Source organism: Chryseobacterium salipaludis (assembly GCF_022968825.1).
In the GTDB taxonomy this organism is placed as follows: domain Bacteria; phylum Bacteroidota; class Bacteroidia; order Flavobacteriales; family Weeksellaceae; genus Kaistella; species Kaistella salipaludis.
The window spans coordinates 182,480-207,222 of the sequence record NZ_JALHKS010000004.1; the positions used below are offsets into that span (position 1 = coordinate 182,480).

Sequence of the window (24,743 nt, forward strand, 5' to 3'; positions counted from 1 at the left end):
ACGCTTTTTCCGGCTCTAAACACGATCTCATTCTGAAGAAGTTTTGCCCCAGGTCTGCACAGTGCTTAACGTTTCCGGCTTTTCGTTGTCGTCGGAGGAAAGAACGGTCAGGCTCCCATCGGTTTCCAGAATGACGGCGGTGGCATTGCTCAGGGCGCTGACACCGTTTTCCCGGAGAGCAGCATAAATCTCGTCCCGGTTCACGCGTTCTTTGAGCATCGCGCGGTGCAGAAGTTCGCCATTGTACACCAAAAGGCTTGGCTGTCCTTTCACCAACTGAGATACCGTTTTGGATTTCACGGCCAGTTTGGTGATGATATACTGCAGCCCGATCAGGAGGATGAAGGCCAGCACGCCATCTGCCAGCGCCACATCTTTGGTTAAAAGCACACTCGCAAGCGTTGAACCTAAGGCTACCGTGACAATGAAATCAAAGGCGTTCATTTTGGAAAGCGTCCGCTTGCCGGAGATCCGCAGCAGAATAACGAGGGAAATATAGGCCAGGATGGTAATAATTATAGTCCGCACGATGCTCTCCCAGCTGTCGAAAAATATTTTATCCATATCAATATTTTATGTTCGAAAAAGTTAGGAATTTTTAGAGGAACGCTGGCTTGTCGCTGAAAGATTTGGACGAAGGAGCAGCGGCCGCCCTTTTTTTAGAATAGCAGGGACTCGCCATGCATCGGCAAAAAGTAAGAAAGTTTTGCGTAGTAATGGAAAGCGCAAAGTCGGGAGACTTTGCACAGCATTGGGTAGTGCGCGAAGTCAGGAGAATTTGCACAGCAGCGACACTGTCAGCGCTCGCTATTTTTAAATGTAAATACAGGCCGGCCACCCAGCCGCGATGGAAGCGGCATCCTTTTGTCGCGTCGCGCAAGCGCCGCGGCAAAAGATACAGCGGACAGCGCGACCAGATTGTCAAACAAGCGTAACCGTCCTGCTGCCTGATAAAAAAAATCTCCGCCGAAGCAGAGATTTAAAATTAGTTAGCGGCGGTTTTGCGCCAGTCTGTTTTGAATGTACAGTTTTTGTAGCGGTCATTGATGGAGATAAACACATCGGGCAGTTTGTTCTTTACCCATTTTTCCACCATCTCGTTTTTCTTTTTATTCAGCGCCATCTGTTTGATCCGGTTGTAATCGGTGGCGATGTCGAGTTTGTGTGCATCAATGATATCATCCACTTTCACGATGGCTACCGTGGTGCGCTCATCCGGAGTGGACTCCTGGAAGACATCGGTCATATCGCCTTTGTTCAGACCGGCAATCTGATAGGAAATCGTCGCCGGCAGGTCCAGTCTTTCCAGGCGGTCAGAGCCGTCCCGGGCGGTTAAAGTCCCGGCGTTAAATTTGGTTTGCTTGTCATCGGAGAAACGGTACGCAGCTTCCTTGAAGGTCAGGTTGCCGTTGACAATCAGCGTACGGATGCTGTCGAGTTCCTTGCGGGCCGCAGCAATTTCATCTGCATTGGGTTCTGCTTTTAAGAGAATATGGCGCGCATCGTAATTTCTCCCGCTTTTTTTGACGAGCTGAATCAGGTGATACCCAAACTCAGATTCGACCGGATCCGACATTTCGCCCTCCTGCAGGTTGAGGGCCGCCGCTTCAAACGGCTTCACCATTTTCCCGCGGCTGATGTTTTTATACAGTCCCCCATTCGAAGCCGAGCCTTTGTCATCGGAATAGATCCGTGCCTGGCTTTCAAACGATTCGCCTGCGAGAATATCGGCTTTGATCTTATTCAGCCGGGCTATGATTTCATCTTTATGGGCGTTGGTCAGTTTGGGATACATCACAATCTGGGAGAGTGTGACCTCATCCTTTACTTCCGGCAGCTGATATTGATAGGTATTGAAGAAATCGGTTACCTCGTCCGGCGTCACGTCGGCTTTTTCGGTAATCCGGCCGTACTTTGCCTGTCCGTAATAATTATCGGAGTCAATTTTCTCGATGGCATTTTTCATTTCATAAGACGTACGGAAGTTGTACGTATTCAGCATGGTACGCTCATCAGGAAACTGAGACAGGATTTCATTATACTTCAGCGAAGCATTTTCCTTGATCGCCGCCGAACGGTTATCAATCAGCGTATCACGCTTTGCTTCATAAATTAAAAGCTTATTGTTTACGATGCTTTCCACAAAGCTACAGCGGTCCGACACCTGGTCGCCCTGCTGTTTTGCGAAAGTCGCCTGGTCCTCAATATCGGACTCCAGAATAATTTCATCTCCCACAACCACGGCAATCCCGTCCACCAGATCACCCGGTTTCAGGCTGGACTGCCCGTACACCGTCTGGCTGCAAAACAGGATCACGGCCCACAGCGCGGCAAAGAGTTTCATCTTTTTGTTCATACTTGTTTTTTAAACGACATGCAAAATTATCATTCTAATCGACATCTGCTGCATGCTTTGTTATAATTATTTCTTAAAGTTCTGCTGCAAACCGCTCAGGAAGGCAGGTTCTACTACGATATTGGTTTTAGCGCGCTGCTCTTCCAGAATGGCAATCAACTGTTGTTCATTGACAGCATCCTGCAGGTCTTCGGCAGCTTCCTCACGGGTCATGCGCGTTGATGGCAGCAGTTCATCGATCGCGATTACCAGCGTGCGCGATCCCATCTGGGTATCGTGAACACCGGTGCGGTACGGCACTTTATATTTTGTAAATACTTCAGCTTCCTTCCCCATTTCGCCGGTTTCAAAAGTAACCGCCGGCTTGCCATCTGCTGCTTTAAAACCGGCAAAACGTGCTTTTACCGCTTCCCAGTTTTTGGCTGTTTTCATTTCCTTTGCCAGTTGCTTTTTCAGCTTCGGATCGTTCAGAATGGCCACGCGGCCTTTGGCTCTTTCCTCCCACATAAAGCGGTCCGGGTTTTTTGCGTAGAAATCATCCAGCATTTCCGGATGTTTCGCCATTTGTTCCTTTACATAAATGGAGAAAATATAATCTGAATACAATCCTTTCCGGAAGTCGTTCATTTCACGGCTTACCTGCGGGAGTGACGCGAAATTGCGGCTGTATATACGCAGCACGTCCTTGGTGTTCACATCCTGCAGCACTTCTGACCACACGGCCGGTGCCAGGGTTGCAGCCTGCTTGCTGTTTTCACCCATCATCTGTCGCAGTTTACCCACGGTAATTTCTTCGTTTTTGAAACGGTACAGCACATCCGTATCCTTGGCAGCAGCAAAAGCGGCATAGGATTTCCTGGCGTTGGCAAAGGCTGGGAATTCCTTGTAGGTGTTATCCTTTTTAAGATATTCTGCCATGCGGTCCTGCAGCAATTCTGCATACAGGGAGTTGTTCAGTTCGCGCAGGAAAAACTGTTTGTTTTCTTCGGTCAGCTGGTACGGCTGCACGTTATATAAATTAAAAACAAAGTAGTTCCCGGAGAAGAGCAAAGGTTCCGGTGTATAAAAGTTTTCCTTTTGTCCTTTAAAAGCGGCATACAGTTCATCCGGCAAAGTGGGCGAACCCAGCACCACCCCACCGTTTTGTTTTTCGTGATCGTTGGCTCCGAATTCTTTCGCTACTTCTTCAAAAGATTTCCCAGCTTTCAGCGCAGCATAAATTTTCGCTTTGGTATCTGCCGCAGAGGCATCATCGGGATAGGAAACAGAACCGAAAATCAGATAGCCCAGGCTTGGGCGCGTGCTGAGGACTTTGGCGAAAGCATAATAAGAAGGTGCTTCCAGCAAAGGTGTCAGCTGTCCGTTGGCGGTTTTTTTAATGTCGCTGTATAAACCGTTATCCAGGGTGCCGGGCTTAATGTAAATCGGTTCCGCGCTGCCGGAAGTGTGTCCGGAAATCGCCTGATCGATGGTCAGCTCGCCGGCTTTCACCTGCTGGTACAGTTTGCGGTAATCTGTTTTATCGCCGGGTGTTTTCTCTTTCAGAAAAACCTGTACCTGACGCTCGGTTTGGTTATCCGCCACAAACTGCTTCATCAGCGGGTCCAGGATTCCCGCCGGAAAGAAGTAGCGCGACCGAAGTTCTGCTTCCTTAGCAGCCATTTTCTCACGGAAGGCTGTGGTGGTATCCGCTTTTTTGTCCGCGGCAAACTGCTGGTACAGATAAAAATTCTGGGCTGTTTTCACGGTGCTTTCCACGCCGGCATTTTCCAGGCCGTAGCGGTATTCTTCCTGAAACTTCTTCAGCGAAATACTGTCTTTACCAATGATCATATATTGTGCAGACAACAGGGAACCTGCTGTCAGCAGGAGGGTTCCGAAAATTTTCTTCATATTATATAGTGTATCGGATTTGTTTTGTCTAAAGAGATGGACAACCGCGCAGAAAGTTAAACTTCCACTTCAAACGTTGTCAGTTCCTTAAACCTCTGAATCCGTTCGGCGATTTCTGCTTCGGTTACTTCTTTTAATCGTTCGGTTCCGAATTTTTCCACGGTAAAGGACGCCATGGCTGATCCAACGATGAGGGCGGATTTCATGGTTTCGAAATCATAAGTTCCCTTTTTCGCCAGGTACGACACGAATCCACCGGCAAAGGTATCACCGGCACCGGTCGGGTCGAATACTTCTTCCAGCGGCAGCGCCGGGATGGCAAATACTTTTTCGTCATGGAACAGCAAAGCACCGTGCTCACCTTTTTTAATGATGACATACTGCGGCCCCATGCGGTGGATCTTCTTGGCCGCTTTTACCAGAGAATACTCGCCGCTCAGCTGGCGGGCTTCCTCGTCATTAATGGTGATGATATCGGTTTTGGCAATCATCTGCACCAGAATTTCCCAGGCAGAATCCATCCAGAAATTCATGGTATCCAGCACGACCAGTTTGGGGCGCGCCTGCATCTTCTCCAGCACGGACAGTTGTACACCCGGATGCAGGTTGCCCAGCATCAGGATTTCTGCTTCCTGCATGGAAACCGGAATTTTCGGGTCAAAGTTTTCCAGCACGTTGACTTCAGTTACCAGCGTATCACGCGAATTCAGATCGTTGTGATACTTTCCGCTCCAGAAGAAAGTCTTGCCGTCGGGAATAATTTCAATACCGTCGGTGTTCACGCCGCGCTTTTGCAGCATGTTCAGGTCTTCATCGGGAAAGTCGCCGCCGACTACCGAAACGATACCGGATTCTACGCCAAGGACAGAAGAAGCCAGGGTAATATAGGTAGCCGCACCGCCCAGAATTTTATCGGTTTTTCCAAAAGGAGTTTCGATGGCATCAAAGGCAACGGAGCCTACAACTAATAATTTCATAGAATGTTTTTATTTTTAGGGGTTTACTTCCACTCAAACGTATCGATGAGGTGGAGCAAATCATTTTTAATATATGCTACCGCCGGAGCCAGCGAATCGGGCTTCGGCCGTGAATTGAAATACAAATTGGCAGTGACATAATGCCTCGTGGAATCCGTCACAAAAAACTGGAGGTTGGAGGCGGAGGGGCCTTTCAGTTCATAAAAGTTTCCGTACACCTGACGTTCGGGATAGCTGAAACTTTTGGTGTCAATTGCCGTGGCTTTAATGGTGTGTTCATAGACCATTTTCTCGGATTCCTTTACATGGAGAGCGAAGTCATTTTTAATCGGGAAATAGGTCAGGAACACTTTCGCTTTCATTTCGGGGTACTCAATGTAGTACCAGCACTCCTGTTTGGCCGGCTTCACCTTTGCAAAGGCCGAATACTCGAAGCCGAAATTGCAGGGCGAGTGAAAAGGCTGGTATTTTGCCGCGGGATATTCCAGGCGCAGTTCGCCGCCGGGCTTGGGTAAGACATCTTTTTCACAGGAAACAGCCAACGCTGCCAACAGCGTGAAAGCGAGTTTTTTAAACATTCCGCAAAAATACAAATTAGTTTTCTATTTTAAGTCAGTGAAAGACAGGGGCAGATGCGGCTGAAAGGCGGCATTATTTATCCCGAATAACACCTTCATAATAGGACTGCAAAGGTTTAGGAAAGGCCTTCTCCGCGGCTGCATTGGTATTTACGATTTCAAAACCATGGCCTTTGGCCATATCATTTAGCAGCGTGTCCGGCAGCTCTATCTGTTTTATGGTAATCAGCAAATTCCGGTGCGTCAGTTTATGGGAAACGGTGGTTTCACTGACCTGATATTTTTTCAGGTCTTCCGGAAGGTCAGACGGGAATTCGTAGAGTTTTTTCCAGATATCACCGGTTCCGCGCTGGCGTACAAGGAACTTCTCACCGGCGGTTACATAATAATAGGTCAATGCCAGGTTCAGTGTTTTCGTCTTTTTCGACTTAACCGGAAACTGCGCGATGGTGCCGGTATTGTAAGCCAGACAGTCTTCCTGGAGCGGGCAGTACATGCAGAAAGGATTTTGCGGGCGGCAGATTTCGGAGCCGAGGTCCATCATCGCTTCATTGAATTCACCGGCTTTATCCGCAGGCATGAGGCGAGCGGCCAGTTCACCGAAATAAGAAAACGCGCGGGCGGAAGCAATATCAAAATCATCAGCAAAGAGGCGGGACAGGATGCGGTAGAAATTCCCATCCACGGCGGCGCGCGGCTCGCCATAACAGATACTGCAAATGGCGGCGGCCGTGTACTTCCCTACTCCTTTCAATGATAACACGTCCTCATAGCTGCGCGGAAAAACACCATTAAAATCATTGATAATCTGCTGCGCGGCTGCATGAATATTGAGCGCGCGGGAATAATAACCAAGTCCTTTCCAGTAGAGCAGGACCTCTTCCGGCTTGGCGTCGGCCAGCGCCTGAACATCGGGAAAACGCTCCACAAAACGGAGATAATGCTGCATGCCCTGTGCAATGCGGGTCTGCTGAAAAATAATTTCACAAATCCAGATGCGGTACGGGTCGCGGGTGTGGCGGAAGGGCAAATCGCGCCCGTGTTCCTGAAACCATGCCAACAGCCTGACACCAACATGAACAAAATCAGCCGCTTGTTTTTTTGTTTTCAAAAATAGTTGTTATATTTGCACACCAAAAATATAAATAAATACAGGAAATGACAAAGGCAGAATTGGTGAACACCATCTCAAACAAGTTGGGAACTGAAAAGAATGAAACACAGAAGGTTATCGAAGCCTTTATGCAGGAGATCAGAACCTCAATGTACAACGGAGACAATGTTTATTTAAGAGGATTTGGGTCATTCATCATCAAGACAAGAGCTGCCAAAACCGGTCGTAACATTTCCAAGAATACTGCTATCGAAATTCCTGCACACAATATTCCGGCCTTCAAGCCTTCCAAAACATTCGTGGAGAAGGTGAAAACCAAAGTTGCAGTGAAGTAAAATATTAACAATTTATCATAAAAATTTAAATTATGCCAAGCGGAAAGAAAAGAAAGAGACACAAGGTTGCCACTCACAAAAGAAAGAAAAGAAGAAGAGCAAACAGACACAAGAAAAAGTAATCTTTTTGCGGCTTACAATATAGCGATATAGTTGGTGTTTTTATAAGGTATAAAAGGTCACCGACTATATTTTTGTTTTTAAGATACAGCCCCCAACGACGGCATTGCCTCCCTCCGCCTGGCTTTGCTGCCGCCGTTGTTGCTGGTCTTTTTATTACCATAAAGCATGAAGAAAGAACTGATTATATCACATGAAGATGAGCAATCCAAGATTGCCCTGCTGGAAGACGGGCGCCTGTTTGAACTTCACGAGCAGGAAGATAAAAGCGCATTCGTGGTCGGCGATCTTTTTCTCGGCAAAGTACGCAAACTCGCACCCAACCTCAACGCAGCTTTCGTAAGCATCGGCTATGAAAAGGATGCGTTCCTGCATTATCAGGACCTGGGCCCGCAGTTCCTGACCTATAAGAAATTCTTGAAGGATACAATTTCCAAAAGGCAGCAAAACTCCTCGCTGAAAAATTTCGAAATTCAGAAAGAAATTAACAAGAACGGCACGATTGATAAAGTCCTGGCGAAGGATGAAACCGTGCTGCTGCAGATTACCAAGGAGCCCATTTCTACCAAAGGCCCGCGCATCTCAACCCAGATCTCACTGACGGGGCGTTTCCTGGTACTAATTCCGTTTGATAAAAGCGTGTCTATTTCCAAGAAAATTTCCAATCCGGAAGAAAAGGAAAGACTGCGCACACTCATTGAAAGTATTAAACCGGAAGGTTTCGGCGTGATTATCCGCACGGTGGCCGAAGGAAAAAAAGTAGCGGAACTGCATAATGACATGAACCAGCTGGTACAAAAGTGGGAAACCGCTTTTAAAAACATCCAGAAGAACAAAGTACCCGGCCGTGTACTTAGCGAGGAAGATAAAGCCTCGGCGATTCTGCGCGACAATTTTAATGCAGATTTCGTGAGCATCGTGTGTGATGATGAGCAGATGGTGGACGATATGCGCAACTATATTGAGGTCATCGCGCCGGAACGCAAAAATATTGTTCAGTTTTATGACAAACCGGTGCCGCTGATGGAATATTACAACGTGGAAAAGCAAATGAAGCAAAGCTTCGGCAAACACGTGAATATTCCGAGTTCCAAAGGTGCCTACCTCGTGATTGAACACACAGAAGCGCTGCACGTGATCGACGTGAACTCCGGCAACAATATCTCGGGTTCTGCTTCCTCCAATAAGGAGCACGCGCTGAATGTGAACAAAATGGCAGCTACGGAAATCGCCCGGCAACTGCGCCTGCGCGATATGGGTGGTATCATTGTGGTGGATTTTATCGACATGGTGATTGCCGAACACCGCAAGGAGCTGTATGAGCACCTGAAGAATGAAATGAAGCGCGACAAGGCCAGACATAAAATTCTGCCGCCGAGCAAATTCGGGCTGATCCAGCTTACCCGACAGCGCACTAAGCCTGAGGTTCAGATTAAAACCAAAGAAGAAAACCCGAATATTGATGGAGAAATCCTGGCGCCAATCGTGGTGGTGGAAAGAATGGAAGAATCCATCCGCAATCTGTTCCAGACCGAAAAAGGCAAGCTCTTTCTGCATGTGCATCCGTTTGTGGAAGCCTACCTGACCAAAGGCCTGATGAGCATCCAGACGAAATGGTATTTAAAATACAAAAAGTGGGTCACCATTATCCCACGTGATTCCTTCAAGTACCTGGAATACAAAGTAGTGAACGGTAAAAAAGAAGAACTGATCAGCTATTCAAACTAAAACCAACTTCCGCCTGCAAGCGGAAGTTTTTTTTATTGAGGATATTTTATTATTTTTAATGAAAGTTTATAAATCCCTCTCCATGTACCGAATTATTTTACCATTTTTCCTGATAGCGTCCACCGTTGCGGCACAATCCGCACAGACGCTGGTGATGTCGCGCAAAAATACGCCGGCGGTTTTTCTAAATGACAGCACCATCATCAGTTCCCGGATGCTGAACGAGCTGCAACCGCAAAACATAAAAACCATGGTGATTCATAAAGATAAAGTTTCGGCAGAGCAGACCTCTTTTTCTGTCAGTTCACCGTTTGGCCCGTATGGAAGGATCAACGTGGTAAGCGATGAGAACATCGCGACAAGAACCCAACCGGAAATTCGTGCTTTTTTGCAAATGCCCAATGACACACCGGTGTATGTCGACGGTTATCTGCTGCAGGATCCCAAGCTTACTGTCGCGGCAAATGCGATGGTGGAAATTGAGATCATCCCGGAACGAAGTGAGAACCACAATGAGCAGCCGCTGATTAACATCTGGACTTTAGAAAAGGAAATGCGTCTGGGGTTCAGTCCGCAAATTATAAGCAAGATAAAATAAGAGCGGAATTGTTTTTGCTCCGCTACCTTCCGGAAATCCTTTAATATTTTAAAGATAATGGAAAAGGAACTTAGTTCGGTTTTAAAAGAAATATCGCAACTTTTACAAAAGCAGAAAGTATCCGTCGCGGTCGCCGAGAGTTGTACTGCGGGACTGATTCAGCATCATTTATCCCACGCCGAAGAGGTGATGAACTTTTTTCAGGGCGGAATTACCGTGTATAATATCGGACAGAAAGCAAAACATTTAAACATAAATCCCATTGCCGCTGAAGCCTGCAATGCCGTGGCGCCCGAAATTGCCGAAAAAATGGCGATGGAAGTCGCGAAGTTATTTAATGCCGAAGTCGGCCTGTCGATCACCGGCTTTGCGCAACCCGTCCCCGAAGAAGACGTACAGGACTGTTATGCCTGGATTGCGGTTGCCAAAAACGGAAAGATCATCTCCACCGAAAAAATCACCGGCAACAAAGAGCAGGACCTGTGCGCCAACCAGGATATTTTTGCAGAGAAAGCACTGGCGCAGTTTCTTAGCTCCGTCCAGTAAAATCCCGGCATCTGTTTAATAAACAGCCCTGCTTATCCTTAGAAAAAGCATCGTTTCTTGATAAAAGCGGCTGTATTGATGGATTAGCACAATCGTGTTTCGTACCTTTGCGTCTTTAATTTTTTTCAAAATGAATGCTTTTATTGAAGAACTGAAATGGCGCGGTCTGTATGCGGACATGATGCCCGGCACCGAGGAACAACTCAGTAAAGAGATGACCAGCGGGTATATCGGGTTTGATCCGACGGCAGATTCCCTGCACATCGGGAGTCTGATCCCGATCAAAGTGCTCGCCCATTTACAGCAGCACGGCCACAAGCCTATCGCATTGGTAGGCGGCGCCACCGGAATGATCGGTGACCCTTCCGGCAAGTCTAATGAGCGCAATGCGCTGGACGAGGAAACACTGAATTATTACGTGAAGTGCCTTCAAAACCAGCTTTCGCATTTCCTCGATTTTAACGGTACCGAACCGAACGGCGCCGAGCTGGTCAATAACTACGACTGGATGAAAGATGTTTCCTTCCTGGATTTCATCCGCGATATCGGCAAGCACATCACCGTGAATTACATGATGGCCAAAGATTCCGTGAAACGCCGCTTCACCGGTGAAGGCGGAGCCGAGGGAATGAGCTTTACCGAATTTACTTATCAGCTGTTGCAGGGTTATGATTTCCTGCATCTGTACAAAACCAAAAACATTAAACTGCAAATGGGCGGTTCCGACCAGTGGGGAAATATTACCACCGGGACGGAACTGATCCGCCGCAAAGTGCAGGGTGAAGCCTTTGCGCTGACCGTGCCGCTCATTACAAAAGCCGACGGCTCCAAATTCGGGAAGTCTGAAAGTGGCGAAAACTACTGGCTGGATGCCAAACGCACTTCGCCCTACCGCTTTTACCAGTTCTGGCTGAACGCGAGCGACGAAGATGCAGAGCGCTTTATTAAATACTACACGTTCCTGGGCCGGGAAGAAATTGAACAGCTGATCGCGGAGCACCGCACCGCACCGCACGAAAGAAAACTGCAGAAGAAACTGGCAGAGGAAGTCACCGTGTGGGTGCACAACCGCGAGCAATTTGAAAAAGCACTGAAAGCCTCGGAAATCCTGTTCGGGCGTTCTACGGCAGAAGATCTGGTCAACCTCGATGAGGCTACCTTCCTGGATATTTTCGATGGTGTACCGCAGAAAGAACTGCCGAAAGCTGAAGTGCTAGGCGGAAACATTATTGACCTGCTGTCCGAGCAAACCGGCTTTCTGAAATCCAAAGGAGAAGCGCGCCGCGAACTGCAGCAAAAGGCCATATCCATTAACAAGGAAAAAATCACCGAAGAATTTCAGGCAACTGAAAAAGACCTGATCGACGGCCAGTTCCTGCTCCTGCAAAAAGGAAAGAAAAACTATTTTATTGTAAAAGCAGTCTAACTGCTATGCAACTACCTGTAAATACCAGAAGCCGGACCTGTTCCGGCTTTTATTTTGGCCGAAAGCGGCGTACCTTTGCACCCTTATATTTTAAACAATGACGATACTTATTTTTATAGCGGTACTCTGGTATTCGGGCCTGTTTTTCCAGACTTTCTTTTTGCACCGGTACGCAGCACACCAGACTTTTTATATGTCACGCTTCGGCGAGAAAGTATGTTTTGTGCTGACCTGGATTACCCAGGGTTCCAACTACCTGTCTGCCTATGGGTATGGCGTTATGCACCGGATGCACCACGCCTACGCTGATACCGAGAAAGATCCGCATTCGCCGAAATACGATGACAATCTGTTCTCAATGATGTGGCGTACCAAGAAGATCTATGCCTCCATTAACGAGCAGCGTGCTGCTATTGAGGACAAGTTCACCAAGAACGTTCCGCAGTGGGAAAAGTTCGATAAGTTCGCCAGTTCATGGGGTTCGCGTATTGCCTGGGCTCTTGCGTACACCGTTTTCTTTTATTTCTTCGCGACGGCGTGGTGGCAATGGCTGCTGTTGCCGGTAGCCTACCTGATGGCGCCAATTCACGGCGTGATTATCAACTGGTTTGGCCATATCTATGGCTACACCAACTTTAAGGTAAGCGACACGTCCAAAAACCTTTTCCGCTTCGACTGGCTGATGATGGGCGAAGGGTACCACAACAACCATCACCGCCATGGCGGACGTGCCAATTTCGGCGGCGTGCGCTGGCATGAGATCGATGTGACGTATTATATTATGGTGCTGCTGGACAAGATGAAGCTGATCAGGCTGAAGCCGGTGGCGATTGTGGTTCGGGAGCATTGAGAGGCTGGAAGACGGGAGTGAGGAGTTGGGAGTTGGGAGTTGGGAGTCGGGAGTCGGATGATACAGAAAAGACAAGGCTTTTTACAACTTGCAGAATAGTTATGATGGAACGAGTCATTGCTGAGTAAAATACCTTTGCGTACCTAATTAGGGCAGAGTGATATAAAAATCCTTTGCGTTCAAAGCGTTTGGCAGAAATCAGAGGTTAGAAGTTGGGAGCTGGGAGTTGGGAGTCGGGAATGAGTAGTAAGGAGTTTGAAGTAAGGAGCCGGGAGACGGGAGTAAGGAGTTGGGAGTCGGGAGTTGGGAGTTGGAGAAGAAGCAGGGTTCTGACAACATGCAGAATAGTTATGATGCGCAAGCCATTGTTGAGTGAAACCCTTTGCGTTCCTAATTAGGGCGTGGTAATAAAGACCCTTGGTGTTCTTTGCGTTTAAAATATTGTTCGTTGAAAAAATTATCGAACCGCTTACAGAAAGTGTTGGGTTTTTAAGAAAGCATCACTGTAAAATCTTTTGGCTTTCCCTGCGTTTAAACTAATACTCATTCCGCCGGTGCAAATCCGTATATTTGTTGTATGGAATTACAATACCTCGTTCGCGAACCCGAAAATATTACCCCCGAAACTACTTTGCTCGTGCTGCTGCACGGTTATGGCAGCAATGAACAAGACCTTTTTGCTTTTGCGCCGACCCTGCCGGAAGACTGGCTGATTGTCAGTTTTCGGGCTCCACTGAAATCTGCGTGGGAAGGATTCTCCTGGTATGATATCGACCTGATGAACCAGGAAAACCGGATCGATGTCGCCCAGGCGCGCGAATCGCTGCAGATGATTACTGAAAACATCATGGCACTGACCAACAAATACGGCCTGACCGAAAATCAGACCCATCTGGCCGGCTTTTCCCAGGGCGGTATCCTAGGCTATGCGCTGTCGCTGCACCATCCGGAACTGTTCCACAAAGTGGCCTGCCTGAGCTGCTATCCGGAAGAGAAACTCCTCACCGACATCGTAAAGGATAAAAAGAAAATAGAAAAACTGCGCTTTTTCGTCTCACACGGAACCGAGGATCCGATCATCCCGCTGGAATGGGGACGTAAGGCGGCAGATCTGCTTTATGACCTGGGCGCCTACTTCACCTTCCGGGAATATATGAGCGGCCATACGGTGAACCAGAAAAATTATATGGACCTGATGGAATTCTTCAATGCCTGATTAATTCCCGGGCTCAATCACGGTTGAGTTTTTCACTTCCTTTATCATAAACGAACTCTGGGTACTGGCAATATGCTGCAGGCTGGTGAGTTTGCTGACCATAAATTCGCGGTAGGCAGCAATGTCGCGGACGCATATTTTCAGGATATAATCATAATCACCGCTCACGTGGAAACATTCCAGCACCTCGGGGAACCGGGTAATTTCCTGTTCGAACTGTGCGATGTATTCCTTGCGGTGCTGCACCAGTTTCACATGGCAGAGCACGATAAAACTTTTCTGCAGTAAATCCTTATCCACCAGCGCCACATACTTCTCAATAATCTTTCGCTTTTCCAGTTTGCGGATGCGTTCAAAAACGGCCGTAGCGGAGAGATTGAGTTCCTGCGCGAGCTGGCGGGTTGTCTTTTTAGAATCCGTTTGAAGCAGCCGGAGCAGCTGCTGGTCTTTTTCGTCGAGCATGGGTTGAATTTTGTTCGGTGAATTTACTGATTTAGCATCTATATCGGAACATGGTTCTGCTAAATAAGGCTTTCATCAATTTAAAAACTAAATTAAGTACTGAATCTTGTTTATTTATCGGTAAGGTTGCATTTTTATTTCCTTAAAATAGAAGGATATGAAAAAATCAGAAGCAGCCAACCGGATTCAGGATCTGCAATATTTCGGGGAGTTTGGCGGGGTGAATCCGTCGATTTCGGACAGCTCCACCTACACATTTCTCTCCGCTAAAACCATGGCGGACACGTTTGAAGGCAACACTGAGGGATGTTATTTATATTCGCGGCATTCGTCGCCGAGCAATCTGTACCTTGCACACGCGCTGGCAGAACTGGAAGGCACCGAGAATGCGAATGTCACGGCGTCGGGCATGGGCGCGATCACCTCTACCCTGCTGCAACTCTGCAAAACCGGCGACCACCTCATTTCCAGCCGCACGATTTACGGCGGAACGTATGCCTTCATGAAAAACTTTCTGCCCGGTTACCATATCAGCACTTCTTTTGTGGACATCACCGACTTAGCGGCGGTGGAAGCAGCCATCCGTCCGGAAACAAAAGTTATTTTCTGCGAAACGGTGAGCAACCCGCTGCTGGAGATTGCCGATCTGCGCGGTCTGGCCGCCCTTGCGAAAAAACACCAGCTGAAACTGGTGGTTGACAATACCTTTTCGCCACTCGCGGTGGCACCGGTCCAGCTGGGTGCCGATATTGTAATCCACAGCCTGACGAAGTTCATCAACGGCAGCAGCGATGCGGTGGCCGGCGTGGTCTGTGCCGGTACGGAATTTATCAATGCGCTTAAGGACGTGAACAGCGGCGCATGTATGCTGCTGGGCCCCACGCTGGACAGTCTGCGGGCGGCAAGTATTCTGAAGAATATGAGAACGCTGCACCTGCGGATGAAGAAGCACAGTGAGAATGCCCTGTACCTGGCGCAGCAATTCCAGCAGGACGGCCTGATCGTGAAATACCCCGGCCTGAAGGACCATCCGCAGCATGCGCTGTATCAGTCGATGATGATGCCGGAGTACGGCTATGGCGGCCTGCTCGCACTGGACGTGGGCACAGTGGAAAAAGCCAATGAACTGATGGAGCTGATGCAAAACGAAAACTTAGGATATCTGGCGGTCAGTCTCGGCTTCTACAAAACTTTATTCTCGGTGTCGGGTACCTCGACCTCTTCGGAAATCCCGGAAGACGAGCAAAAAGAAATGGGCCTGTCGCAGGGCCTTATCCGGATGTCCGTAGGGTTGGATGACGATATTGAAAGAACGTACCGGAAGATGAAGGCGTGTATGGAGCAAGTGGGGGTTTTGTAGATATTAATGTTGACTTGTATAATTTTAATGCGGACGGCGGTTGCGGTTCGCATTTTTTTGGGGTTGGATATGTTGGGGAGGTGAGCGATTTTAAGCGGCTCAACACATATTACACGAGATAAGAACACCTAACAATAAAGACATTGTAAAGGTAGAAATAAGGCTATAACGTAATTTCATTTTTAAGCTTCAGTCGCGAAAAGCGCCAAATTTTCCCGACAATGAAAGTCAATCAGCACGCGCGTACGGTTTTGTAGACGGTGGCGCAAAATGGGTGCTAAAGAGGAAAGGCAATGATGAACGATTGCAGATGGAAGCCGGGAGGCAGGGACTGAGTGAAAGACTGAGTGATTGGATGGCACAGGGTGCAGGATGCGAGGTGCAAGGCCCGGGTTGTGAGGAAAGACAATAGATAATAGACTTTAAGATAACAGACTTTGAGAGAATAGATACTAAAGGAAAGAGCAGAGACTTGCAGCTGAGAGATTGAAGAGGCCAGTTGGGGGGAGCAGGGAGTGATTGAGTAATTGAGTGGGGAGAAAGGAGAAAAGTTTATTGACGGTGAGATCATTGTTTTCAAGGTTGCACCAGAAACGGTGATATTCGGGGAATGAGACCCCTGTTAGCGCTTCAAGCGCTAACAGGGGTTAGTACAATAAGGCTTCGCGGACGGATTCCAGAGTCAGGCAGAGACAGGTGCTGACTTCTTCCGCAGAAAGCGCCTGATGGGCCTGCTTGCCGAAGTGATTTTTTATGGTATGCAACAGCTGGCGGCTGTAGCGGTCGCTGCGGCCGGTGATGCGCTGAATGTCTTTAGGATACACGCAGAGACGCTGATTTCTTTTTTTCATGATGTTTTATTTATGAGGTAAAGCTCGTGCTTCGGTTGGTTGGGCTGCCGGTAGTTGGGCGGTATACCGGCGGGAAAAGTTATCCACCTATCGGGCAGGCCTGCAGAAAGCGGAAGAAACGGCAGCAGCGGCATGGATGTACCGATATGCCTTTCCATGCATTATCCATGCACTATCCATGCTTAGGACTGGGCTTTGATAGGGGGAAGGAGGAAAGAATAAAGAGGAAAGATAATAGACTTTGAGAAAATAGACTTGAGGGACAATAGAGATTGAAGGGGAACCACCCCGAGCCTTTTCTGATGAAAAGGCCCACCCCTCCGCAGGAGGGGAATAAGGTGCGATTGTGGTTTGTAAGAAGCGCTGCTGTTCAGGGGGTTGCTTCGTCGGCTGGCGCCTCCTCGCAATGACGAGTGTGCGGTGGAAAGGTGGAGCGCGCTGCAGTGAGGTAAACCACCCCGCGCCTTTTCTGACGAAAAAGCCCACCCCTCCGCAGGAGAGGAATAGAGGGGATTGTAATTTGAAGGGAGCGATGCCGTGCAGGGGGTTGCTTCGTCGCACTGCTATTTTGTTTTTAAAATACGGAATTTATGAAACGGACCCATTATGTACATGCAGCAGTAAGCGCCATTTTTGTGGCTATTCTGCTTTATTCGCTGATCACGAAACTGTGGAAGCGGGAAATTTTTATTGAGCAGCTGTCGCAGGCTCCGGTCTGGCAGCAGCACCCTGTCCTGATGGCAACGGTTTTTTTAACACTCCATGCCGTTGCCATTGTGCTGCTCTGCCTGCCGCGTACGCGACAAGGGGGTCTGGTACTGGCTTTGTGTACAGCTGCTCTTTTGGCGGTTTACAGTGTATTCATTTTAGGTTCAGAGCAGCCGGTGCCCTGTGCGTGCATCGGTTTTTTTGAAAAACTAACCTGGAAAGAAAATATGGTCCTCGATTTTGGTTTGGTTCTGCTGGCGGGTATCAGCCTTGGGGCGAAAAAAAAGCGAAAGGAGCCACAGCCGCAGCGTATTTTCCGTCAGCGTTTATAATGACTGTCTGAAAAGCGGGAGCAGGTGATTTTGGTTTCCCTTATATGATATCAGGCTGAATATTCTGATGATCTGTCTTTTCACTTACGTACAGGAGAACAGCCGGCAAATCATAATCACAGGACCAATTGGCGGAAGGGGATGCAGCACAATGAATTCAGGCGCTGCAAGGAAGTAACGCAACAGGCTGATCTCTGCTTGTGTTGCCGAAGAGTCTGCAAAAGGCAGAATGCTTTATTTATTTTTTTAACCTTTTGAAGTTTTTACGGTAATCTTTTTTACATAAAAAAGACCAGTCAAATGAAAACTATATCATTTTTAAAGAACCACTTTATGCTTATGGTGGCCTTGCTTACAGCAGGTGTCACGATGTCTTTTAAAGTGGCTGAGAGCCATAAGGCAGACACGGTTTACTACTATAACAGCAGTGACCTAAGCGAAGGTGCTTTTGCAAATGCTTCTAACTGGACCACAGCCATTAAACCGACCTGTCTTACTACCGGGAAACGACCATGCAGCATGGTTGTGCCGCAAGGCAGTTCACTGAATGACCAGATCGGAGGTAAAACCAATGACGAGGTATTAGCCATCCATCCGGACGAGAGACGTCCGTAACTGGAGTTTTGAAAGGGAAGCTGGCCAATCGGCCAGCTTCTTTTGTTTGCTGACTTTACCTGGGATTCTGTGGAATACCGGTAATTTCAATTATTTCTTCCGGGATCGCGATAGCATACCTCGGATCATTTGGCGGCAGGACGTATTCTTTGCCATTCACCGTCCTAGTCAAGGTGATGTTGGCACCATCACGATTGTATCTTTTCAAATCTGCCCACCTTAACCCACGAATAAGCAATTCTTTTCTGCGCTCTGAAAGAATGATGGCTAATGCTTCATCCTGATTTTGAGCCGTGCGTTCAACATAGGTACCTGCTTTCCATCGGGTTACAAGCAGCTGATTGAGAGTATTCATAGCCTCCGGCACCTGACCAAGCCTGGCGTAACATTCCGCAGCCATCAGATAAAGTTCATCAACTGCCACTGCTGCGGAAGGCCCATTTTCATTATTATAATATCCGGAGAACAGTATCTCACCAGCAGGGCTGACGGTAAAATAGACCTCCTTCCGCAAGTCGTTCGTTTCATAGGAGTCATAAATACTTCGTGGTATTTTCGCAGGAATCAGGTGATATTCATAACTCATTGCGGCCCAAAAAGTAATTTCTTTATTAAAATCAGCAATCGTATAATCAGAATCCGGATTGATCGTATTAAAATCCATCAGGTCAGGCTGTAGTGCAAGTGCCTGTTTTGCATGCGGCAACGCCTTTTCATATTCACCCATAAAGAGGTAGGTGCGGGCGAGCAGGCCATGGACAGTGGTTGCGGAAATTCTTATTTTGGAAACCTGTTGCGCAGGCAACAGCGGAAGCGCCGCATGAAGGTCTGCCAAAATCTGGTCATACGTGTGTTGCACGGAAGCACGCACTGTGGCAACATTCATATCCGGATCAAGCCTCAAAGGCAGTCCCAAGTCTGTACCGGCACTACTTTTTCGGTAGGCCGGGCACCATAGCTGCGAAGCATCCAGGTAGCGGGCCGCCCGCAGTGCCAAAGCCTGACCCCTGACGTGATCTGCTTTCGGACCGGTGAGTTTGTAGGTATCAAGGTTATGCAGCACAGCGTTGCTGATATAAATTGCGCGATAACATCTGGACCAGGCATTTCCTGCAGAAACAGGTTTGGTCACATAATCCGGCATCCAGGTATATAACCTCTTATCCTGTTCATAATATAAACCGTTGTAATCAGCATCGGTCATATAATAATCGTCAGCACTCGTTTCGCCGATACTGGCAAAATCCGTATTCATAAAACCGTATTGGTCGATAAGGGCCTGATTATCTTCCACGGTAGACGGAGTTGCCAGTTTCAGATCAGATTTCTCCTCCAGAAGTTCCCGACAACTGCCGGCCGGCAAGAGTAGTGCGGTGACTACAGCAATTAACAGTATTCTTTTCATGATGTTTTTTTTTAAAAATAAATTTTAAGACCAAGTGTATAGGCGGGACGGTCAGTCACGGTGTTGTAGCCAAGATTAACATCGGGATCGATACCGCTCGCGGAAGCCTGCCACAGGATACCCAGGTTGCTTGCATTGGCATACAATTCGAGGGTTTTGAAAGGGGCACTCTGCCAAATGTTACGGGTGATCCGGTAAGTTAAGTTTATGTACTGCAGGCGTACATGGTCTCCTTTATCCACGAGCACAGCAGATCCGGCGTAAAAAGCATCTCGGTTGGTATTGGTCTGATAAAGATTGGAAGGCACCTGAGTAAAAGCTTCGTCGCCCGGTTTCTGCCACCGCTGCGAATAATCGCTGTGGCCTATCCATTCAGTAAAGAGATCTGTATAATTAATAGAGGATCTCCTGAAATAGTACCCAAGTCTGTATGAAATTCCCACGTCCAGACTGAACTGGCGGTATGAGAATGTGTTGGTAAGGTTGCCATAAACCGTCGGAATAGCAGATCCGAAGTATTCCAAATCTTTTACATCCGTACCGGTGCCCGTTATTTTCGCATAATCTTTACTGACCTCACCATTAAGATACCCGCGGGGATCACCCGTTTCCGGATCAAGCCCCGCCCACTTGTATCCGAACACAGAATACACAGGCAAGCCTTCGACACCGGAGACAGGAACCGTAGGGAGCAGGAACTGCCGCCCGAATGTGTTAGCAAGATAGTACCTGGTCACCCTGTCCTCATAAGTGCTAAAATTCAAAACAGTGTTCCAGCGCAGGGCACGGTCTATATTCAATGATCGGATCTGCACATCGAAACCGTGCCCTTTCATGCCTGCCACATTCCAGGTCAGCGAGCTGATTCCTGTTGTATAATCCATAGGAGCAGAGCCAAAGAGGTTTTCACCGTCTTTTTTAAAGTATTCCACGTAGCCGCCAATCCTCTTATTATTACTCTCAAACTCTGCTGCAATATTGATCATCCGCAGGGATTCCCACCGCAGCTTGGGGTTATAATAATTGCTGAACTGCGCCATCGGGCTTTTAGTAAACGGCGAATTAGAGGAGGAATATTTAATAGTGGTGACTGCGACCATTGATGGGTCTATGTTGCCATTATAACCTACCGAGCCCCGCAATTTCAGATATGGCAGCCAGTTTATATTATAAAAAGCTTCCCTGGACACCTCCCACGCTGCGCCGGCTGACCAAAAGGGATTCCAAAGATCATTGGTGGCAAGTCCAAAAAGGTTACTTGCATCTCTGCGCGCACTTGCCGACAGAGTGTATCTTTTATTGAAAGTATAGCTGGCGTTAGCAAACGCCGAAACAAAATTGTTATTGAATTCGTTAAGAGAAGTTCCCTTTTCAATAAATCGCGTTCCGCCGGTTATCACCGGCAGTGCCTGGTTGAAATTGACCGTACCAAAGGCGAGACTTTCGCTGTTATAGCCATAGTAACGATTGCTGATATACTGTACGTTTGAGATACGACTTTCTGCCCCTGCCAGTGCTGAAAGCTGATGCCGACCCCATTGGCGGTTGTAGTTCAATTGTCCGCGGACGTTGTCGATTAAAACCCGGGACGAGGACCGATCAAAAATGTCACCTTTGGGAACGTTATAGGTTACTGCGCCGGCAGGGCTGATGCTGGTGAAGAGATTAATATAGTCACGTGTATAATAACTCCCGATATCTCTCATGTTTTCAGAAAGCCCGTTTTGCCGATGGTGCTGGTAGCGCATTTCAGCATCCAATCCTTTTATGATTTTATACTGTACGGAAGCGTTAAGAATAAGTTCCGCGTTCTCGTCGGATGTTCGATTGTGCTGCCAATCGGTCAGGGGATAGTAATTCCAGTCCAATAATCTGCCGCCACCCAGAGAGTGGATATAAGTCTGGTTGTATTGTCTGGGCACTGCCACAGCAGTTCCGTTTTCATCTGCAAAACTCAAATACGGAAGTCCGTTATTTTTAACAGTTACAGTACCGTACGCGCTTCGACCGCTTTCATTCCGGGTTTGGTTAAAGGCGACGCCGGTACTCACTGTTACATTTTGCAATGGCTTCCATGTATTTCGGAAACTGACGTTGAGACGACGGTATTTTTCGTCCAGATTACCGGAGTTATCATCGTACCCCAAAGATGAAGACCATGAAAAGGTGGGAAATCCGCCAGACATGTTCAGAGCATACAGCCGGTTTTCCATGGGCCTGTACATATATTTCAGATATTGTTCACGTACATCTACCGCTCGAAACCTGTCAATTATGTCATCCGCTTCCTGCTGGCTCAACACGCCGGATCTCGCTTTGTTCAGCAAATCCACCACGGGTGACAACACGGGCCGTTGCGTCGAAGTGATCTGACTGTTATAAAACCCTTTTTCAAACAATGTACGTTCTACATCAATAAAGTCAGAACTGTTCATTTGCGGCGACCTGTACAGATCGGGCTTATCCCTGAGTGTTATGGAGGTATTAAAATCAACCGTGAGAGGCTGATTCAGCCTTCCGTTCTTTGTTGTGATCACAATAACACCGTTAGCCGCTCGCGCACCCCAAATGCTGGAGGCAGCGGCATCTTTAAGTACAACTATACTTTCGACTATGTTTGGATTAATGTTATTAATATCGCCTTCATACGGAAAATTGTCCAGAACAATAAGGGGCGACCGCGGTCCTTTGATGGTACTCAGGCCTCTGACCATTAACTGGCCGGGGCCTTGTCCAAGTCCTTTATTCAACAATATTCCATTGGCTGCGCCCGGTAGCCTGTCGAGTATACTGACAGTCACCTGCTTACTGAGTAACTCATTATTTACAGTAGAAAAAGAGCCGGTAGCCCTTTCCTTAGGCAGTTTCTGATATCCTGTTGTAAGGACCACTCCTTCCACCTCAGCTACTTTTCCGGTCAGCCGGATATCTAAAGAAGCAGTAATCGGCATTTTCACCGGAATCATCTGCTGTTCAAAGTCTGCGCGTGAAAACACAAGCACAGGATTTTTCTCCTCTGATTTTATCTCAAACCTGCCGTTCTGGTCGGTGACGGTAACGTGTTTTGTGTTTTGTATACCTACAACGACCTGATTCAGCGGCGAGGAGGTGACCTCGTCCGTAACGCGTCCTGTTACGGTATACTGAGCGCTGGCCCAAAAACCGCAGCATAAGACAGCAGCTGTTAAAGTTTTATTCATTTCAAAAATATTTTTAGTGCCGGTCGGCAACTGTTTACGAATTGTTTCTTTTGTTAAATTTTCGAGAGGTATCAGCGGTCTTTTACGATGAGCATGTTGAGATCGCGAACGCTCTCCTCCAAATCCAAACCGTAGGCGGCAAGTTCTTTCTTTAGCTGGCTTAGGCTACTGACGCCTGAAACTTTCAAATCAACCCTTCCCGTATATGCTGTTTCATCGACGACCGGCAGCTCAATAGCAGTATTCCCGTTCAGCATATTGACCATTACCTTCAGTGGCATATTCCGAAGTTCGGACGGGCTGCGCGGAAAGGTAGAAAGTGGCTCTCCTCCTTTGCTTGCCAACCTGTCTTTGGCTGAAGTTCTTTTCAGTACCAAACACTTCACTGCTCTCTTCTCAACTGTTACGCTGTACGGACTGTAGCGGTTCAGGTCCCGAAGCATATCGCTATACAGTGAGTCGGCCCGGTGTGCAGGAACAATAAGTTCATAACTGTAGAGATACTTTTCGTCGAGTGTACCGTCTTCATGAACAACTCCTTCCAGCTCTGCACGGTTGTTTATCTCAGTAATCATCCGTTTTCGGGAAAAATTTTCCTTTTCCTCTGCAGCCTGAAAAAGCTGATATGCGATTGCATAATAGATATCTGCCAAAGAAAGGTTGGTAAACTGGCGGCCGTGTACTTTTTTATCTGCACCATAACGATAAGTTCCGCCCGAGCCTATATCAGGGACGGAACCTTTGATAAAAACTGAGTAATTGAGGAGCGAGGTATTTTTTTGCCGATCATAGGCATCAGATAGAAATAGTGGTCTGCTCCTGTCCATCTGAATAACCGCCTGGAGCGTATTAGCATCCCCGCTGAATATTTTGCTGATATTTTCCCCAGTTACCTGTTCAGCGTCTGTCGTATTCAGCAGCTTACCGTCTTTAACCCAGGCAATAAACGGCACTCCCAGGCGAGGGATCATTGTTTTCAACAAATGATCTCCGATTACAGACTGCAGGTCAGAAAAGCGCTGACCATTCCTGCTCTCCATAAACTTTTCTACTTCCGATCGTTTCTGATCTGTGACCGGTATTATTTTAAGACGATCACCAAACTGTTTTTGGAGCGTCATTATCTTAGGAAGGCTTAGTAAGCATGCACTGCACCAGGTATTCCAGAAATCCAGCAGAATGAGTTTGCCGCGGTCTTTGTCGAGAGTGATGGTTTTTTCGGGATGGTTGACCACTTGTAAAGGCGTGGTCCAGAAGGATTCGGGGAGGGTGTCTCCGATTTTGAGGGCCTGCTGCGCGGGGATTTTGAGGCAGAGGAAGGTGAAGGTAAGGGCCAGGATGCCCCTGCAAAACTTTTTTTTCATAGTTTTGTTTGGTTTTAGGTTATTGATTACTTAAAATTTTGCTCTTTCCCGAGGTCGGCAAAACTGGAGGGAAAGGGCTTTTTTCTTCTTTTGCCTTGATGCAAAAGAAGCAAAAGATCAAGGACTGGAAACTCGGCTGAAATTGAAAATTATTTCCTAAAATTTACCGAACTCGGGCGGAAATAAATATTTGTCTTCGATGGTGGGTTTTGGCCGCCACTCGGACAGGTAAATTTCTTTACGAAAATAATTCCCAATTTTTAACCGCCTCCGTTTCCTGTGTCCGGAACTGTTTAGTGTTAGGTTGAAGTGGTGTTCATGGTTTTGTTTAGGTTTTTAGGTTATTGATTACTTAAAATTTGCTCTTTTCCAAGGTCGGCAAAACTGGAGGGAAAGGGCTTTTTTTGCTGTACAATGTATTCTGTACAAAGTACAATGATAGGAGGAGGCTTTAGGCTATTCGCCTTAAGTGGTTTCGGTTTTAGGTTTTCATGCTGTTTGGTTTTTTTGGTGGTTCTGTATAATGTATTATGTACAATGTATAATGATAGGCGGGAGGTTATCTGCTTTACGCTGTATGCTGTATGCTATAGGCACCGGGTAGGTTTGAGTTTTTAGGGTCATTTGGTGGTTCTGTATAATGTATTATGTACAATGTATAACGATAGGCAGGAGGCCAAGGTCTATTATCTATCAGTCTATTATCTTT

The 24,743-nt window shown here is 47.4% G+C and carries 22 protein-coding genes; 11 read left to right on the forward strand and 11 right to left on the reverse strand.

The annotated features are described in order from the left end of the window. Positions 1-27: 27 nt before the first annotated feature. Positions 28-564: a DUF421 domain-containing protein gene (locus MVI27_RS08610; protein ID WP_246960832.1), complete on the reverse strand. Its 537-nt coding sequence runs from the start codon at positions 562-564 to the stop codon at positions 28-30. A gap of 152 nt (positions 565-716) precedes the next feature. On the opposite strand from MVI27_RS08610, the gene MVI27_RS08615 reads away from it, so the two are divergent. Then, positions 717-935 carry a hypothetical protein gene (locus tag MVI27_RS08615; protein ID WP_246960834.1) on the forward strand — a complete coding sequence of 73 codons (219 nt, stop codon included), beginning with the start codon at positions 717-719 and terminating at the stop codon, positions 933-935. Between the two features lie 50 nt (positions 936-985). Here the strand turns inward: MVI27_RS08615 and MVI27_RS08620 are convergent, their stop codons facing one another. The 5 genes from MVI27_RS08620 to mutY all read right to left on the reverse strand — a co-directional run bounded on the left by MVI27_RS08620 (position 986) and on the right by mutY (position 6,915). Further along, the gene (locus MVI27_RS08620; protein ID WP_246960836.1) at positions 986-2,356 is read right to left on the reverse strand and encodes a peptidylprolyl isomerase; all 1,371 of its coding nucleotides are present in this window, start codon (positions 2,354-2,356) and stop codon (positions 986-988) included. A 66-nt stretch (positions 2,357-2,422) separates the two neighbouring features. Further along, entirely contained in the window at positions 2,423-4,249 is a 1,827-nt protein-coding gene (locus MVI27_RS08625) for a peptidylprolyl isomerase (protein ID WP_246960838.1), read from the reverse strand. 56 nt (positions 4,250-4,305) lie between these two features. Continuing rightward, a complete protein-coding gene (locus MVI27_RS08630) occupies positions 4,306-5,226 on the reverse strand; it encodes a PfkB family carbohydrate kinase (protein ID WP_246960840.1) in 921 nt (306 codons plus the stop codon). A 23-nt stretch (positions 5,227-5,249) separates the two neighbouring features. Beyond that, complete coding sequence (gene gldD / locus MVI27_RS08635) at positions 5,250-5,804, reverse strand: gliding motility lipoprotein GldD (RefSeq protein WP_246960842.1); 555 nt, start codon at positions 5,802-5,804, stop codon at positions 5,250-5,252. A 73-nt stretch (positions 5,805-5,877) separates the two neighbouring features. Beyond that, complete coding sequence (gene mutY, locus MVI27_RS08640) at positions 5,878-6,915, reverse strand: A/G-specific adenine glycosylase (RefSeq protein WP_246960845.1); 1,038 nt, start codon at positions 6,913-6,915, stop codon at positions 5,878-5,880. Positions 6,916-6,962: 47 nt separating this feature from the next. On the opposite strand from mutY, the gene MVI27_RS08645 reads away from it, so the two are divergent. From MVI27_RS08645 to MVI27_RS08675, 7 genes are all read left to right on the forward strand, one after another. Further along, positions 6,963-7,253 carry an HU family DNA-binding protein gene (locus MVI27_RS08645; protein WP_039346147.1) on the forward strand — a complete coding sequence of 97 codons (291 nt, stop codon included), beginning with the start codon at positions 6,963-6,965 and terminating at the stop codon, positions 7,251-7,253. Between the two features lie 288 nt (positions 7,254-7,541). Continuing rightward, the gene (locus MVI27_RS08650; protein ID WP_246960847.1) at positions 7,542-9,101 is read left to right on the forward strand and encodes an Rne/Rng family ribonuclease; all 1,560 of its coding nucleotides are present in this window, start codon (positions 7,542-7,544) and stop codon (positions 9,099-9,101) included. A gap of 58 nt (positions 9,102-9,159) precedes the next feature. Beyond that, a complete protein-coding gene (locus tag MVI27_RS08655) occupies positions 9,160-9,699 on the forward strand; it encodes a hypothetical protein (RefSeq protein WP_246960850.1) in 540 nt (179 codons plus the stop codon). 57 nt (positions 9,700-9,756) lie between these two features. Next, positions 9,757-10,245, forward strand: coding sequence for a CinA family protein (locus tag MVI27_RS08660; protein WP_246960852.1), 489 nt, complete (start codon positions 9,757-9,759; stop codon positions 10,243-10,245). 130 nt (positions 10,246-10,375) lie between these two features. Then, positions 10,376-11,671, forward strand: coding sequence for a tyrosine--tRNA ligase (gene tyrS, locus MVI27_RS08665; protein ID WP_246960854.1), 1,296 nt, complete (start codon positions 10,376-10,378; stop codon positions 11,669-11,671). Between the two features lie 97 nt (positions 11,672-11,768). Next, entirely contained in the window at positions 11,769-12,521 is a 753-nt protein-coding gene (locus MVI27_RS08670) for an acyl-CoA desaturase (RefSeq protein ID WP_246960856.1), read from the forward strand. Between the two features lie 577 nt (positions 12,522-13,098). After that, positions 13,099-13,737, forward strand: coding sequence for an alpha/beta hydrolase (locus tag MVI27_RS08675; protein WP_246960858.1), 639 nt, complete (start codon positions 13,099-13,101; stop codon positions 13,735-13,737). Here the strand turns inward: MVI27_RS08675 and MVI27_RS08680 are convergent, their stop codons facing one another. Beyond that, the gene (locus MVI27_RS08680; RefSeq protein ID WP_246960860.1) at positions 13,738-14,199 is read right to left on the reverse strand and encodes an Lrp/AsnC family transcriptional regulator; all 462 of its coding nucleotides are present in this window, start codon (positions 14,197-14,199) and stop codon (positions 13,738-13,740) included. It abuts the gene before it with no gap. 157 nt (positions 14,200-14,356) lie between these two features. Here MVI27_RS08680 and MVI27_RS08685 point away from each other — a divergent pair, with 157 nt between their 5' ends. Continuing rightward, on the forward strand, positions 14,357-15,559 hold the full coding sequence (locus MVI27_RS08685) for an aminotransferase class I/II-fold pyridoxal phosphate-dependent enzyme (RefSeq protein ID WP_246960862.1): 1,203 nt from the start codon (positions 14,357-14,359) through the stop codon (positions 15,557-15,559). A gap of 647 nt (positions 15,560-16,206) precedes the next feature. Here MVI27_RS08685 and MVI27_RS08690 read toward each other — a convergent pair. Beyond that, on the reverse strand, positions 16,207-16,410 hold the full coding sequence (locus MVI27_RS08690) for a hypothetical protein (RefSeq protein ID WP_246960864.1): 204 nt from the start codon (positions 16,408-16,410) through the stop codon (positions 16,207-16,209). Between the two features lie 590 nt (positions 16,411-17,000). Here MVI27_RS08690 and MVI27_RS08695 point away from each other — a divergent pair. Both MVI27_RS08695 and MVI27_RS08700 read left to right on the forward strand, forming a co-directional pair. Further along, a complete protein-coding gene (locus tag MVI27_RS08695) occupies positions 17,001-17,450 on the forward strand; it encodes a MauE/DoxX family redox-associated membrane protein (protein ID WP_246960866.1) in 450 nt (149 codons plus the stop codon). A gap of 300 nt (positions 17,451-17,750) precedes the next feature. Beyond that, positions 17,751-18,065 (forward strand): hypothetical protein, encoded by a 315-nt coding sequence (locus MVI27_RS08700; RefSeq protein WP_246960868.1) that lies wholly within the window; start codon positions 17,751-17,753, stop codon positions 18,063-18,065. A 55-nt stretch (positions 18,066-18,120) separates the two neighbouring features. Here the strand turns inward: MVI27_RS08700 and MVI27_RS08705 are convergent, their stop codons facing one another. The 3 genes from MVI27_RS08705 to MVI27_RS08715 form a co-directional block, all read right to left on the reverse strand. Further along, the gene (locus tag MVI27_RS08705; protein WP_246960870.1) at positions 18,121-19,470 is read right to left on the reverse strand and encodes a RagB/SusD family nutrient uptake outer membrane protein; all 1,350 of its coding nucleotides are present in this window, start codon (positions 19,468-19,470) and stop codon (positions 18,121-18,123) included. Positions 19,471-19,481: 11 nt separating this feature from the next. Further along, positions 19,482-22,670, reverse strand: a complete 3,189-nt coding sequence (locus MVI27_RS08710) for a SusC/RagA family TonB-linked outer membrane protein (RefSeq protein ID WP_246960872.1) — start codon at positions 22,668-22,670, stop codon at positions 19,482-19,484. Between the two features lie 71 nt (positions 22,671-22,741). Beyond that, the gene (locus MVI27_RS08715) at positions 22,742-24,034 is read right to left on the reverse strand and encodes a redoxin domain-containing protein (RefSeq protein WP_246960874.1); all 1,293 of its coding nucleotides are present in this window, start codon (positions 24,032-24,034) and stop codon (positions 22,742-22,744) included. Positions 24,035-24,743 lie beyond the last annotated feature (709 nt).